The 13277-nt window shown below is 65.1% G+C and carries 9 protein-coding genes; 4 read left to right on the top strand and 5 right to left on the bottom strand.

Going from position 1 to position 13277, the window contains the following annotated elements; translation table 11 throughout:
- Positions 1-115 precede the first annotated feature (115 nt).
- From lepB to llg_RS07115, 3 genes are read left to right on the top strand one after another with little or no spacing between them, the layout of a single operon-like run.
- Entirely contained in the window at positions 116-1339 is a 1224-nt protein-coding gene (gene lepB, locus llg_RS07125) for a signal peptidase I (protein WP_338289030.1), read from the top strand.
- A 3-nt stretch (positions 1340-1342) separates the two neighbouring features.
- Complete coding sequence (locus llg_RS07120) at positions 1343-2197, top strand: squalene/phytoene synthase family protein (RefSeq protein WP_338289029.1); 855 nt, start codon at positions 1343-1345, stop codon at positions 2195-2197.
- A 21-nt stretch (positions 2198-2218) separates the two neighbouring features.
- Positions 2219-2752: a hypothetical protein gene (locus llg_RS07115; protein WP_338289028.1), complete on the top strand. Its 534-nt coding sequence runs from the start codon at positions 2219-2221 to the stop codon at positions 2750-2752.
- Positions 2753-2907: 155 nt separating this feature from the next.
- Here llg_RS07115 and llg_RS07110 read toward each other — a convergent pair whose 3' ends face one another.
- A complete protein-coding gene (locus tag llg_RS07110) occupies positions 2908-5163 on the bottom strand; it encodes a mechanosensitive ion channel domain-containing protein (RefSeq protein ID WP_338289027.1) in 2256 nt (751 codons plus the stop codon).
- Between the two features lie 273 nt (positions 5164-5436).
- Between llg_RS07110 and llg_RS07105 the strand changes: the two genes are divergently transcribed.
- A complete protein-coding gene (locus llg_RS07105; RefSeq protein WP_338289026.1) occupies positions 5437-6999 on the top strand; it encodes a glycogen/starch synthase in 1563 nt (520 codons plus the stop codon).
- 117 nt (positions 7000-7116) lie between these two features.
- On the opposite strand, the gene llg_RS07100 is transcribed toward llg_RS07105, so the two are convergent.
- The 4 genes from llg_RS07100 to llg_RS07085 all read right to left on the bottom strand — a co-directional run bounded on the left by llg_RS07100 (position 7117) and on the right by llg_RS07085 (position 13166).
- The gene (locus tag llg_RS07100) at positions 7117-8151 is read right to left on the bottom strand and encodes a methyltransferase (protein ID WP_338289025.1); all 1035 of its coding nucleotides are present in this window, start codon (positions 8149-8151) and stop codon (positions 7117-7119) included.
- 232 nt (positions 8152-8383) lie between these two features.
- Positions 8384-10660, bottom strand: coding sequence for a hypothetical protein (locus llg_RS07095; RefSeq protein WP_338289024.1), 2277 nt, complete (start codon positions 10658-10660; stop codon positions 8384-8386).
- Positions 10661-10850: 190 nt separating this feature from the next.
- Positions 10851-11957 (bottom strand): ribosome small subunit-dependent GTPase A, encoded by a 1107-nt coding sequence (rsgA, locus tag llg_RS07090; RefSeq protein ID WP_338289023.1) that lies wholly within the window; start codon positions 11955-11957, stop codon positions 10851-10853.
- A 54-nt stretch (positions 11958-12011) separates the two neighbouring features.
- Entirely contained in the window at positions 12012-13166 is a 1155-nt protein-coding gene (locus llg_RS07085; RefSeq protein ID WP_338289022.1) for a fatty acid desaturase, read from the bottom strand.
- Positions 13167-13277: the final 111 nt, after the last annotated feature.

The following is a 13277-nucleotide window of genomic DNA, read 5'->3' as shown; positions in this document are numbered from 1 at the left end:
CCGACGAATTATCCGGGCCGGGCCAAACTTCCCGCCTGAAATTGTAAAAATCTGTATCGGCGAATCCCGGCAAGCGCACTTGCGCAATCGTCCGACCCCCACGACACTCCCGCGCATGTTCACGCCGAAGTGGAAGAAGGAAGCCATGCTGCTCGTCAAAGGCGCGCGGAAATTCGTCCACTACAAGCGCGACCTCCTCAAGCCCGACCGCATCGCCGAGATCGAGTCCCGCCGCCAGGACCTGCTCGACGCCATCAAGGCCAAGGACCTTTCCAAGGTCGACGAAGCCTCCAAGCAACTCCGCGGCACCTGCGAGAACTCGCTGAAAGGCCAGCAGCCGCCGACTTGGTGGGAGGAAAACGTCGAGGTCATGTTCGTGGCCATCGTCATCGCCCTCGGCCTGCGCACCTACGTTCTCCAACCCTTCCGCATCCCCACCGGCTCCATGCAGCCGACCCTCAACGGGATCATCGGCACCCCGACCCCGGAGAAGGACTGGCCAGCACTCCCCACCCGCCTCGCCGACGGCGTCCTGCGCGGCCGCAGCTATGTCCATGAGGTGAACAAGAGCGACCGCCGCCTCGCCTTCAAGAATGACGGCCAGCCGGACATCCGGGACATCCAGTTTCTCCATTTCTTCAGCCGCTCCGAGATCCACTTCGCGGACGGCTCCGTCCAACGCCTGCCCGCCCCGCTGTCCCAGGTCATCGACCTCGGCCTGCGCGACGCCCTGGGCAAAGCCGCCCGCAACGGCGGCGTGATGCCCGCCGGCACGGTGCTCTGCGAGGGCACCATCGACGCCGGTGATCTGGTACTGGTGGATCGGATTTCCTATCACTTCCGCAAGCCGGTCCGCGGCGAAGTGTTCGTCTTCGACACCCGTGACATCCCGACCAAGCCCCAGGCCCCGAAGGGTGGCCGGAGCGAACTGGCGGAGCAGGGCGAAAGTGTCACCCACTACATCAAGCGGCTCGCGGCCGTGCCGGGCGACAAGATCCAGATCGCCCCACCCAACGTGCTGATCAGTGGCCAGATCGCCCATGAGCGGGGCTTCGAGAACGTCTACAACCTGCCACTCTGGAACCGCCCCGGCCAGAAGGGATACTCGCTCGCCAACGCAGACCACTATCCCAATCCCAAGCTCCTCCGCGAAACCGACAGCATGACCCTCGCGGTCGACGCCCCGCGCGGCATGCGCGAATACTGCGCGCTGGGCGACAACAGCGGCAATTCGCTCGATTCCCGCTACTGGGGCACCGTGAAAGAATTCAATCTGGTGGGTCCGGCCCTGTTCTCGCTCTGGCCGGTCACCACCAAACATTGGGGTTTCATCCGCTGATTCATGTCCGTCGTTTCCTCCGAAATCACCCGCAAGGCGAAATCCAACCTCGCCTTCGCGCTGGGCATCCTGCCGAAGGAACGCCGGGACGACATGGTCGTCTTCTACGCCTTTTGCCGCGTGGTCGACGACCTCGCCGATGACCAGGCCGTGGCTCCCGCCAAGCGCGAGGCCGCCCTCAATGCCTGGAAGGACGGCTTGGAAAACGGTTTCGCCGACCCCACCCCGTTCCAGCGCGAGGTGATCGGCCTGCGCGATGCCCGCCAGCTCCCCACCGAGCTGCTGGTGGCCATCATCGAAGGCTGCAAGATGGACCTCCGCCCGCAGCGCTTCGGCACCTGGGAAGACCTCTCGAAATACACCTGGAAGGTCGCCTGCGCCGTGGGACTCGTCTCGGTCCGCCTCTTCGGCTGCACCCACCCGGACGCCGACCGCTTCGCCGTGGCCCTCGGCCACGCCCTCCAGCTCACCAACATCCTGCGCGACGTGGGCGAAGACCTTTCCAACGAGCTGCGGATCTACCTGCCGCTCGCCGACCTCGCCCGTTTCCAATACACCGAGCGCGACCTCGTCGGGCGCGTCCACGACGGCCGCTTCCTCGCCATGATGGCCTATCAGGCCGAGCGCACCGAGGCCTTCTACCAGGAAGCCAAGGCGATCCACGCCACCCTGCCGGCCGCCGACCGCGCCGCGCTGGTGCCCGCCGCGATCATGGAGGACACCTACCGGACCCTCCTCGGGAAGATGAAACGCGATGGATTCCGCGTATTCGACCGTAGATACCGCCTTTCCAAAGCGCGAAAGCTCGCCATCTTTTCCAAGCACCTGATCACCCGGCCGACGCTGTCCGGTGAATAAACCCATCCGCATCGACGTTCCATGAACATGATGACCCGCTTGTCCCTCACCACGGCCGCGCTGGCCGGGGGCCTCCTGCTGACCTCCTGCGACCCCTACGGTCCGCCGATCGGCTGGCAGCCGAGCCCTTACGACGTGCGCCCCCAGCGCCCCAACCCGCAACGGGGTGATGGCTACGGCGATCCATACGGTGGCGATTCCCAGGGCTACAGCAATCCCTACGGGGGCAGCTACGGCGGCGGACGCGGGGATGGCTACAACGGTGGCAGTGGCGATGGTTCCAGCCGTTCCGGCGACCCCTACGGCTCCTCCAGCGACGGCGGCAGCTACACCGAAAACCCGCCCTCCGGCAGCCGCGGCTCCAACCCGCCGTCCTCAAGTGGCAGCGGTTCCGGCTCTTCCACCAAAAAGAGCTACCCGACCGCCACCAAGACGGCGAACCCGAACCGGGTGCTCAGCCCCTACCCGCCCTACAACGTGATCGACGTCGAGGGCATCAAGAGCGGCAAGCTCGCCAAGGACCCCTCCACCGGCGAGGTCTTCCGCGTGCCGTGAGGTGCCCGTAGGGCACATGGTAGCTGAAAGCTCCGCTTTCAGAATGTATCCGCCAGCTCCAGTTGGCGGTGGCCGCTCAGGCCGAACAAGCCTTCCCGCCGGATGACTGGAGCCATCCGGGACAATCCGAAAGCAGAGCTTCCGGCTACGCTTGATCACTCCTCCCCGCGCGGTGCCCACTCCACCCGGAGCGGCGCGTCCGTCGTGAACTTCAGGTCTTTCTGCGGGGAAGGAATCTCGATCCCGGCGTCATTGAGCCGCTTCTCGATCATGAACCGCAGGTCGCTGGAAACCACCGCCGCGTTGGTGTTCCCCGCCAGCTCGACCCAAAAGTAGAGCGAGAACACCAACACGTTCTCGCCGAAGTCCTCGAACAAGGCCAGCGGCTCCGGATCCTTCAGCACCCGGCCGTGGCGGCTGGCGCAATCCAGGAGGATCTCCGAGACCTTCTGGCTGGAGGCCCCGTAGGCCACCCCGAGGCGGATGCTGCGGCGCAACCGGCGGTTGCTGTGGGTCCAGTTGGTGATCTTGTTTTCGAGGAACATCGAGTTCGGCACGATCGTTTCGAGGCCGTCGCCGCTGCGGATCACCGAGGAGCGGGTGTTGATCTCCGTCACCGTGCCGACCGAGCCGCTGACATCGACGATGTCCCCCACCCGGATGTTCCGCTCGAACAGCATGATGATGCCGCTGATGAAGTTCTTGATCAGCGTCTGGGTGCCGAAACCGAGGCCGATGGCGAGCGCGCCCCCGAAGAACGCGAACACCGTGAGCGGGATCTTCATCACCTGCAGCGTCCCCACCACCAGGAAGAACCCGAGCAGCACCATCAGCCACCGCCGCAGCGTGCCGGCCTGCGCCTCCGCCACCCGGCCGCGGGCCACCACCACCCGCTGGAGCCGCTGGGTCACCCGCGAGGCCACGAAATAGCCGAATCCGAACAGCGCCAGCGCGATGATCAGGCGGCCGAGCGTGACCCCCTTGTTGTCGACGTGGAAAACCTCGAACTGCCAGGTGCTCCGAACCCCACGCCACACCGAGCGGAAAAACGACGAGGTCCGCTCGCCCAGCGACTGCTTCTGGACATGGGCATCGTAGTCCTCCTGCCAGCGGTGGATCAGGCGGCTGGCGAGGTCGACATTCTGCTTCACCCGCTGGATCACCGCCATCTGCTCGCCGAGGGCGTCGCGGGCCTCGTTGATCGGCTGGAGCTTCGGGTCGCCGGCGGCGAGCGAGGCGGCACGCGCTTCCTGGCTGCGGAGTTTCGCCCCGGCGAGGTTGAACTGGTTGTCGACATAGACGCCCCACGGGCCGACGCGGCCGACGATGTCGCCCAGTGTCTTGAGGGCGGCGGCGCGGGCATCCGCGTCCTGCGAGGTCATCAGGGTGTTGCGCGCGTCGTAGGCGTCCAGGAGCTGGTTCTCCAACTGCCCGAGCGAGCCGAGCAGGTCCGCGGAGAACTCCAACGCGTCGGCGCGGTCCTGGGCGGAATCGAGGCGGAGCTGGGTCAGCTCGTCCACCGGCGGCACCTTGCCATCCGCGCCGGGCGCGGGCTCGAGCTTGCGGCGGTCGGCCAGGATCGAGCGGCGGCGCTTGTCGAGGCCATCGACCTCTTTCTTCAGCGCGGCTTGGCGGTCAGCGGCGGCCTTGCGGATCTTGTCGAGATCCCCCTTCAGGAAGGCCTGCTGCGGCGCGGCCGCGTTGATCTGGATCTCCGCCAGCGAAAGATCGTCCCCGGCGGCGGCGAGATCGTTACGCTGGACCTCGATGCCCGCCGTGGCGGACTCGATGCGCACCACCAGCATCCGCTGGCGGATCTTCACCGAATCCAGCCGCCATTTCGCCGCCATGTCCTTCTCGTTCGAGGACGCGGCATCCTGGGCGCGGCGGACATCGGCATCGTTGGTGGCGGAAAGCTGGCGGGCCTCGTCCACCAGGTGCTCGAGCAGGCTGATCGAGGACTCCGCGGTGGTCTTCTTCTCGCGGGCGACGTCGCGCTGGTTCCGCAACTCGTCCACCATCAACACCGAATAGGGCGGAGTGTCCTTGAAGCCATGCCAGGCCGCGCGGGCCTCCCGGGCGCGGGTGGCCTCTTTCACGCTGTCGTTCAACACCGAGACACTTTTCAAAGAACGCTCCAGCGACGCCACCGTCTGCTGCACGTCCCGCCGGCGCTCGGCATACTCCGAGGTATTCACCCCCGGTGGCAACTGGCTCTCGGCCGCCGGATCGTCCAGACGCACCAGTTGGGCCCTCGCCTCGGTGAGCCACGCCTGCCAGCGGTCGCGGACCTGCTGCGGAGTTTCGGTGGCCTCCACCTGTTTCGGCGCATCCTTCGGCAGCAGGTTGGTCAACTGCGCGTGAAGGGGCGCGGAACCCAACAGCAATGCGGCGGCCAAGACACGGATCATGCGCCGAGTTTCAGGCAGGACCGGCCGATTCGAAACCCTCAATTTCGGCCAATACGGATGATTTTCGGCCCCAACATGACGTCATAACCAAAACGACAATTCAGCCTGCTGAAACAATTTGCCGTAACCCTAACTTTTGACCCATATCCCGCAGCGAAGCCACATGGAAATGCATACGGCCAAGCAACCACGTTCTCTTTTTCGAGCGGACGCGACAATTCTTGCGATCTTCCACCGCCTCGCCTATCGCTGATAGAAACCCCCTTGCCTCGGATGACCCCGACCCACCGCCCCCGCATTCTCGTCGTCACGCCGGAGATCACTTATCTCCCGGAAGGAATGGGCAATCTCGCCCAACGGATGTGCGCGAAAGCCGGGGGCCTGGCGGATGTATCCGCCTCACTGGTGAAGGCGCTCTACGACCAGGGCGCGGACGTCCATGTGGCCCTGCCGAACTACCGCCGGATGTTCCACCTCGATGTGGAGAGCGTGCTGGCCCATGAGTATGAGAAGGTCAGCCGATCCCTGCCGGAACAGCGCATCCATCTGGCGGAGGACCGCGTGTTCTATCACCGCAACACGGTCTACGGCGCGGAGAACCACCTGATCGCCCTCGCCTTCCAGCGCGAGGTGATCAACCACACCATCCCGCAGGTGCGGCCGGACCTGATCCACTGCAACGACTGGATGACCGGCCTGATCCCGGGCGTGGCGAAGCGCCACGGCATTCCCTGCCTCTTCACCGTCCACAACATCCACAGCGAGCACCGCACGCTCGCCCAGATCGAGGACCGCGGCATCGATGCCGCGGACTTCTGGCAGCACCTCTACTACCGCCGCACGCCGTACAGCTACGAGGAAAGCCGTGGCGAGAACCCGGTGGACCTGCTCACCAGCGGCATCTTCGCCGCCAGCCATGTGAACACGGTGAGCCCGACCTTCCTCCACGAGGTGGTGGACGGCTGCCACGGCTTCGTCCCGGACCCGATCCGCAACGAGCTCCGGGCCAAGTTCCACAGCGGCCACGCCAGCGGCATCCTCAATGCCCCGGACGCCGTCTTCGACCCCGCCACCGATCCCTGCCTGCCCCACTCCTACGGGCCGAAGGATGTGATCGAAGGCAAACGCGCCAACAAGCTGGCCTTCCAGGCCCAGCTCGGCCTCAAGCTCGACCCGGACGCGCCGCTGTTCTTCTGGCCGTCCCGCCTCGACCCGGTCCAGAAGGGCTGCCAGCTCCTCACCGAGATCCTCTACAAGCTGGTGGCGGACCACGCCCACAGCGGCCTGCAGATCGCGGTGGTCGCCAGCGGTGCCTACCAGCACCATTTCCAACGCATCGTGGCGATGCACGGGCTCCAGGAACGCGTCGCCGTGCGGGACTTCTGCGAGACGCTGTCCCATGTCGGCTATGCCGCCAGCGACTTCATCTTCATGCCGTCCTCGTTCGAGCCCTGCGGCCTGCCGCAGATGATCGCGCCGAAGTACGGCAGCCTCACCATCGCCCACGACACCGGCGGCCTGCACGACACCGTGGAGGAAATGAACGTAGCCAACGACGAAGGCAACGGCTTCCTGTTCAAGATCTTCGATCCCGGCGGCCTGCGCTGGGCCGTGGAGGAGGCGCTGAGGTTCCATGCCCAACCCGTGGAGGTACGCGAACGCCAGCTCGCCCGGGTGATGCGGGAGTCCAACCAGCGCTTCAACCACGAGGCCACCGCCTCCGCCTACATCCAGCGCTACGAGGCCATGCTCGGCCGCACCGTCACCGGCCACTGCGCCGAAGCCGCGGAACCGGACAACGTGGTGCCCAGCAAGATCTCGAAGCGCTCGGCGTAAGGGGAATCAGGTAGCGCGAAGCTTGGCTTCGCGTGCTGCTCCCGGCCCTTTCCCAAAAAGGGGACCCCGGTTCGCATCAGGCCGTTTCCCGCACGCGAAGCTCAGCTTCGCGCTACGTCACGGCTTCAGCGCCGTCATCACGCCGCGGTCGGCGGCGGTGTCCTGATAGGTGAAGCCGTGGAATCCGGCCTCCGCCAGCAGGGCCTCGTACTCGCCGGTGGAGTAACATTTCCCCTGGGTGGAGTGCATCAGCAGCGCGGAATACTCGGCCACCGGCAGCGGCCCGGCCTTGTCGGCGTGGATGAAGGCATCGTGGAGGATGAGCATGCCACCGGGCTTCAGCGCCCGGAAGGACGAGGCCAGCAGCTCGCGGACCTCCGGCTCGTCCCAATCGTGCAGGACATTCGAGAACAGATGCAGATCGCAGTCCTGCGGCAACGGATCGCGGAACATGTCGCCCGCCACCACCTCCACACGCTCGCCGTACCCCAGCTCTGAAACCCGCTGGCGCGCGATCCGCTCGACCGAGGCCTGGTCGAACACCACTCCGGAGAGATGCGGATGGTTCGCCACCAGCGAGCAGGCGTAGATCCCGGAGCCGCCGCCGATGTCCAGCACCCGCGTGAACCCCGAAAGATCGAGCGCCTTCGCCATGGCCGGCCCCAGCAGCACGCCGCGGCAATCCATCGCCGCGGTGAACAGGCGCGCGAACGCATCGTCCTCCATCGACTTGTGCCAGTCGCCCGCGTTGTAGCTGCCCCAGTTCGCGGGTTTTCCGGTCGCCAGTACCTTCAGGTAATCCTTGGTGATCGGACGGTCTTTGAGTGAGGCGTAGTAAGGGGCCAGCGACCATGGCGAGCCGCCGGTCAGGGCGATCCGGCCGCTGTCCGTGAGATGGAACACTCCGCCCTCCGAGCGCACGAACCCGTTCGCGGCGAACAAGGTCATCATCACGTCCGCCGGACGCGTGGCCGCGAACCCGAAGTGCGCGCAGATCCCCGCCAGATCCGACGGATGCTCGCCCAGCCACGTGAAGAAATCGAGGTGCACCAGCGCCGCCGTCACCAGGTCCGCGCCATAGAGACCATCCCGGTAACGGTAGGCCCGGATCGGATCGGCATCGGGCAGGCGGGTCAGATCGACTTCCATCATGGCTGCCAACAAAGGGCCCCTTTCCCCCGCTGCCAAGCCAATGTGGTCGAAAGCCCTGCTTTCGAAAGGTCTCCGCCAGCTCCAGTTGGCGGGGGGCGGATAGGCCGAGCGATGTCCTCTCCACGAAGAGGGAAAGCGGGAGCTTCCCCCTACATTCTGAAAGCAGAGCTTTCAGCTACAAAAAAGCCCGGCGGAGCTCGTCCGCCGGGCCTTCGGAGGAGAAAGGAGACATTCAGAGCGCGTCCCGCTCGGCCTTCGCCATCTCGCGCTCGTAGCGCTTCTCGAGGAGTTTCGCGCGGTCCTCTTCACCGACCTGGCGGTAGTACCCGGCGATGGTGGTGACGATGCCCGCCTCGGTCTTGGTGCGGAACCAGTTGCCGGAATCGCTCTTCACGACGCGGTTGAACGCCAGCTCGATGTCGCGGACGGCCTTCTTCGCCATTTCCGGATCGTCCTTCATGTAGCCGAAGTAATCGGCCATGATCATCTTGAAGCCGGTGATGCTGCCCCCATACTCGCGCAGCGCTGGATCGTAGAGGTGCTCGATGTCCTTCTTCGCGGTCGCCGAGCCGCGCTTGAGGATGATCTCGGCCTCGCGCTTCAGCGATTCGGCGATCAGGTCCTTCTGCTCGGACTGGTTGCGCTCGTCGCGGCGGCGCTCGCGCAGGAACGCGGTCTTGGCATCGTTCTCACTGCCGTAGGGGAAGACATGCTCGGTCTCGGCCTTGGCGGCGAGCGCGGCCATCCGCGGGTTCTCGCGGAACTCGCGGCGCATGTCGGAGGCGAACTTCTTCCAAGCATCGTAGACCTCACTGGACTTCGGATCCTTAGCGCCGGTCTCGTCCTCCATCACGCCGTAGAGCTTCGTCCAGGTCTCGACGAACGAGCGGCCGACGGTGTTCGCGAGGCGCACGACCTCCGCGGCCATCTCCTTCTTGCCCTGGGCGGTGTAGTAATCCGTCAGCCACAGGTGACGGAACACGCCGAGGGTGATCACGGCGCTCTGGTGGTCGCGGTCGTTCCACTGCCAGACCTCCTGCTCGGTGATGCCACCGCCCACCTGCGGGTTGTCCGTCTGGCCCTTCGACACGCCGCCGATGCGGCCCACGCTCGTGGTCCATTCGTCGTCCTTCACCTTGAGCGCCACCCAGGCGTGGCCGCCGAGGTCGGTTTCACCGGCGAAGACCATCGCCGGGATGCCATTGGCGCGCGCGGTGTTCGCGCAGAAATAGGACTGGTCGCCGCAGATGCCGCCTTCCTTCAGGATCTCGGCGAAGGTGTATTCCTTGTAGGGATTGATGCCCTTCACGGCGCGCTCCATGAGGTAGTTGATCATGCCATAGGCATCGCCCCAGTTCTTCCGGCTGAGGTGCATTTTGTTCACCGCCCAATCCAGCTCGGACTGGATCACCGGCGCGCAGACAACGTAGACGAGATCGCGGGCGGGCAGGCGGTCGATCGGCCCCACCATCTTCCCCTTCTCGTCCTTTTCGATGTACCAGAGGTAGCGGACGAGCGGGTCGATCGAGAGCTCCGCGGAGTAATCCTTCTCGCCGCCCGGGTTCTTGGCGGTCATCGGCTTGTCGAAGACCACGGCGGTGGCCAAGGCGAGGTTGAAGTACTTCTTCGCGACGTCCTCCTTCGCGGTCCAGGCGTCCTTCAAGAACACCATGACCTTCTGCTTGTCGTCCTCCGGACGCACCGTGAGGAGGATCTCCTCCATTTTCTCCGGGGTGTTCATCACCCAGGTGATCATGTCCCGCGCGCGGGTGTCGTGGGTCACGTCATGGATGTCCTGCGGAGAGAACCGGCCGAGCACCTGCCAGCGCAGGAAGGCCTGGTAGAACATCGGGGTCTTCCAGAACTCATCGTAGCGGTTCCGGCCATCGCCAAGGCGCATGGTCGCCACCGCGGCGTCCATCGAGCGGCCCATCAGCTTGCGGTAGCTCGCCCACGCGCCTTCGGTGACCGCACGTTCCAGGAACTCGCGGTCCTTCTTGAGCGTGATCTCGCGGGTGGCGTCCTGACCGGCCAGCGGCAGGATCGAGTCACCGAAAACGTCATCGTCGTTGGCAGCCAGCACCTCGCCGACCGTGCCGTGGGTTTCGCCGGAGGCGGTGCCGCCACTGGACGAGCCACCGGCGGTGTCCGTGCCGTTCGCCGAAGCAGTCGTGCCCTTGCTGCCGGGGGTAGTCGCCGGCAGCGGGTTCTTGAACAAGTCCGCGTAGCCGACCTCGGATTCGTGGTCGCCCGAGACGGCACCGGAACCCAGGCGCTTCTTCTTGGCCGTTTGCTCGGCCGGGGCGGCGCTGGAAATGAACTTCTTCGTGATGCCGAACTTCTGGAGCCCGATCCACACCCCGCCGAGGGCGATGATGGAAAGCAGCACCGTGCGGATCTGGGCCTGCTGTTCCCGTTTCTTGTATTCCGCCTGGATGGCGTGACGGGAATTGCCGGCGGGCGGCACTTGGGGACGCGGTGGCGGGACCGGCCGTTTGGGAGGTGTCATGGCAGGAGAGGGTTGATGCGACAAACAGAGAAAGCGGCGGACTTTAGCCAAAACCAAGCATATGGCAACGCGGGATATCTCCCCCGCCCCAATGCCTACCGGCTGTCTTGCAACTGCTTGTAAACCCCGGCCACCACTCGGAGTTGCGATAATCTCGCGAATCACGGGGTCGAACCGGCGAACACCCCTCTCAACGCCAGTCGCCGCGCTCGTCTTTCTCCAACTGGATGCGGTCGTTCAGATTCCGGGCCTTCACCCGGTGGTTCCGCTTCGCCCACCGCTCCACGGACATCTGGCGCTTCTTCGCGCGCCGCCGCAGCTCGGCGATCTCGTCCTCGAGCTGCAGGAAACTTTCATAGCGGCCAAGCTCCAGCGTCCCGGCCTCCACCGCGCCGCGGATGGCGCAGCCGGCGTCCTTCTGGTGGCGGCAATCGGCGAACTTGCAGTCATGGGACAGCGCCTCGACGTCCGCGAAGCTCTCGCGCAGCGTCTGCTCGTCCGTCCACATCTGGATCTCCCGCATCCCGGGATTGTCGATGAGCATCCCGTTCCCGGGCAGCGGCACCAGCTCGCGGGAGGTGGTGGTGTGGCGGCCCTTGCCGGTGACCTCGTTGCAATCGCCGGTCCACTGCCACTCATCGCCGTATAGCTGGTTGACCAAGGTGGACTTGCCCACGCCGCTGGAGCCGACCACGCACATGGTGGAGCCCTTCTTGAGGTAGGACTTCAGGACATGGAGCCCCTTCCGGTTCAGGGCGCTGGTGATGTGGATGTCCGCCTCCGGGCAGAGCGCGGCGAGCACGGCGGCGGCCTCGGCATTCTCCTCCTTGGTGAAAAGGTCGGCCTTGTTCATCAGCACCACCGCCTTCGCGCCGCTGCGGGCGATCAAGGTGAAGTAGCGCTCCATCCGCCGTGGATTGAAGTCCGGGCCGGCGTCCGTGACCACGGCCACGACATCGACATTCGCGCCAATGACCTGCTCCTCGGAGCTCTTGCCCGGCATCTTCCGGGAGAAACACGAGCGGCGCGGCAGCCGGGCGCGGATCACCGCTTCCTCATTCTCGCCGCCCAGATCGACCGCCACCCAATCGCCCACGGCGGGCAATTCGGCATCGTTGGCGGCGTCATGCCAGACCTTGCCGGACAGGACGACATCGATCTCATCCCCGCCTTCCAGAAACGCGCCATAATTGATGGCGGTCTCCCGGATCAAGCGGGCAGGAACAAGGCCCTTGCTCCGGTAGGGAGCAAAGGCCTCTTCAAAAAAGGGATTCCAGCCGAGTTGGAGCAACGTCACGCGAGGATCACTCTACGGGTTGCTCCGGGAACTGTCCACCCGAAGCGCACAGGCTCAAGCCGTTGCGGGGACTTTGACTTCCGGCAGCTTGCACACCTCGGCGAGGTGGTCGAGCATTTCGCGGGTCTCCTTGCTCCAGCGGCGCAGCGCCTTGCGGGAGAGATCGACACGACCGGCGACGGCGGCTTCCAGCTCGTGGTAGTTCGCGGCCAGGCGCTCGCTGAGGGCGTGAACGGCCTCCACCGCCTTGTCGCGCCACGGATGGTCGTCGGCGGCCAGCAGGCGCTCCATTTCGTCGGCGGCCTTGCGGCGGGCCTCCATGATCTGGGAAAGGACCACCTTGCTGGCCGGCACGCGGCGCAGGTCGCTGGCCAGACCGACCTTGGCGAGCAGCCAGATGGCCCACTTGGTCGGATCGAAATTCCAGGCCTTCACGCCGTTGCGGTAGTCGTGCTGGAACTCGTGGTGATAGTTGTGGTAGCCCTCGCCGAAGGTGAAGAGCGACATGACGAAGCTGTCACGGGCGCTGCAGCGGGTGGAGTAGGGCTGGCTGCCGATGCAGTGGCAGAGCGAGTTGATGAAGAAGGTGCTCTGCTGGACGAGGAAGACGCGCAGGACGCCGGCGAGCAGGAAACCGCCGAGGGCACCCGTGTAGCCGTCGCCACCCTTGGCGAACTTGTGCCAGACGAATCCGAGCGCGGCGGGAATCAGCAGGCCGACCACGAGGGCGATGACCTTGTCCCAGCGGTGCTGCCACATGACGAGCTTGTCCTTGCGGAGGTCCTGGACGTTGTCCATCGGCGGCTCCGGGTTGAGCTTGAAGAGGATCCAGCCGATGTGGGCCCAGAAGAAACCCTTGGTGATGTCATACGGATCGTCGTCGTGGTCCGTGTGCTTGTGGTGGCGGCGGTGGTCGGAGCACCAGTTCAGGGCCGAGTTTTCAAACGCGCAGGCACCGAAAACGAGGGTCAGGAACCGGATCGGCCACTTCGCCTTGAAGGACAGGTGGGAGAACAACCGGTGGTAGCCGAGCGTGATGCTCATGCCGGTGGCGATGATGTAGAACATCATCATGCCGAACTGGAACCAGTCCATGCCGTGATGCCAGAGGTAGATCGGGGCGGCCACCACGGCGGTCAGGCTGATGATGGCGAGGAAGACGGTATTGAGCCAATTGACCCGCTCAAAGGGAATCTGGAGCTTCGTCATGAGGAAAAGGATCGCTGCGTGTAAAGGGTTTGGAGTCCCGGGTCAATCCCGGCCACAGGTAGCCATGGGCATCTGTAAGGCCGGGGGCGCGAAAGTCGCGAACAATTAGAA

The sequence above is a fragment of the Luteolibacter sp. LG18 genome (assembly GCF_036322585.1).
GTDB lineage: Bacteria > Verrucomicrobiota > Verrucomicrobiia > Verrucomicrobiales > Akkermansiaceae > Luteolibacter.
Note: the sequence above shows the minus strand (reverse complement) of the source record. Positions and strands in the feature narration are given on the sequence as shown.

Coding starts and splice junctions, on each gene's coding strand:
- lepB (WP_338289030.1), top strand. CDS start 116: ATGTTCACGCCGAAGTGGAAGAAGGAAGCCATGCTGCTCGTCAAAGGC.
- llg_RS07120 (WP_338289029.1), top strand. CDS start 1,343: ATGTCCGTCGTTTCCTCCGAAATCACCCGCAAGGCGAAATCCAACCTC.
- llg_RS07115 (WP_338289028.1), top strand. CDS start 2,219: ATGAACATGATGACCCGCTTGTCCCTCACCACGGCCGCGCTGGCCGGG.
- llg_RS07110 (WP_338289027.1), bottom strand. CDS start 5,163: ATGATCCGTGTCTTGGCCGCCGCATTGCTGTTGGGTTCCGCGCCCCTT.
- llg_RS07105 (WP_338289026.1), top strand. CDS start 5,437: ATGACCCCGACCCACCGCCCCCGCATTCTCGTCGTCACGCCGGAGATC.
- llg_RS07100 (WP_338289025.1), bottom strand. CDS start 8,151: ATGATGGAAGTCGATCTGACCCGCCTGCCCGATGCCGATCCGATCCGG.
- llg_RS07095 (WP_338289024.1), bottom strand. CDS start 10,660: ATGACACCTCCCAAACGGCCGGTCCCGCCACCGCGTCCCCAAGTGCCG.
- llg_RS07085 (WP_338289022.1), bottom strand. CDS start 13,166: ATGACGAAGCTCCAGATTCCCTTTGAGCGGGTCAATTGGCTCAATACC.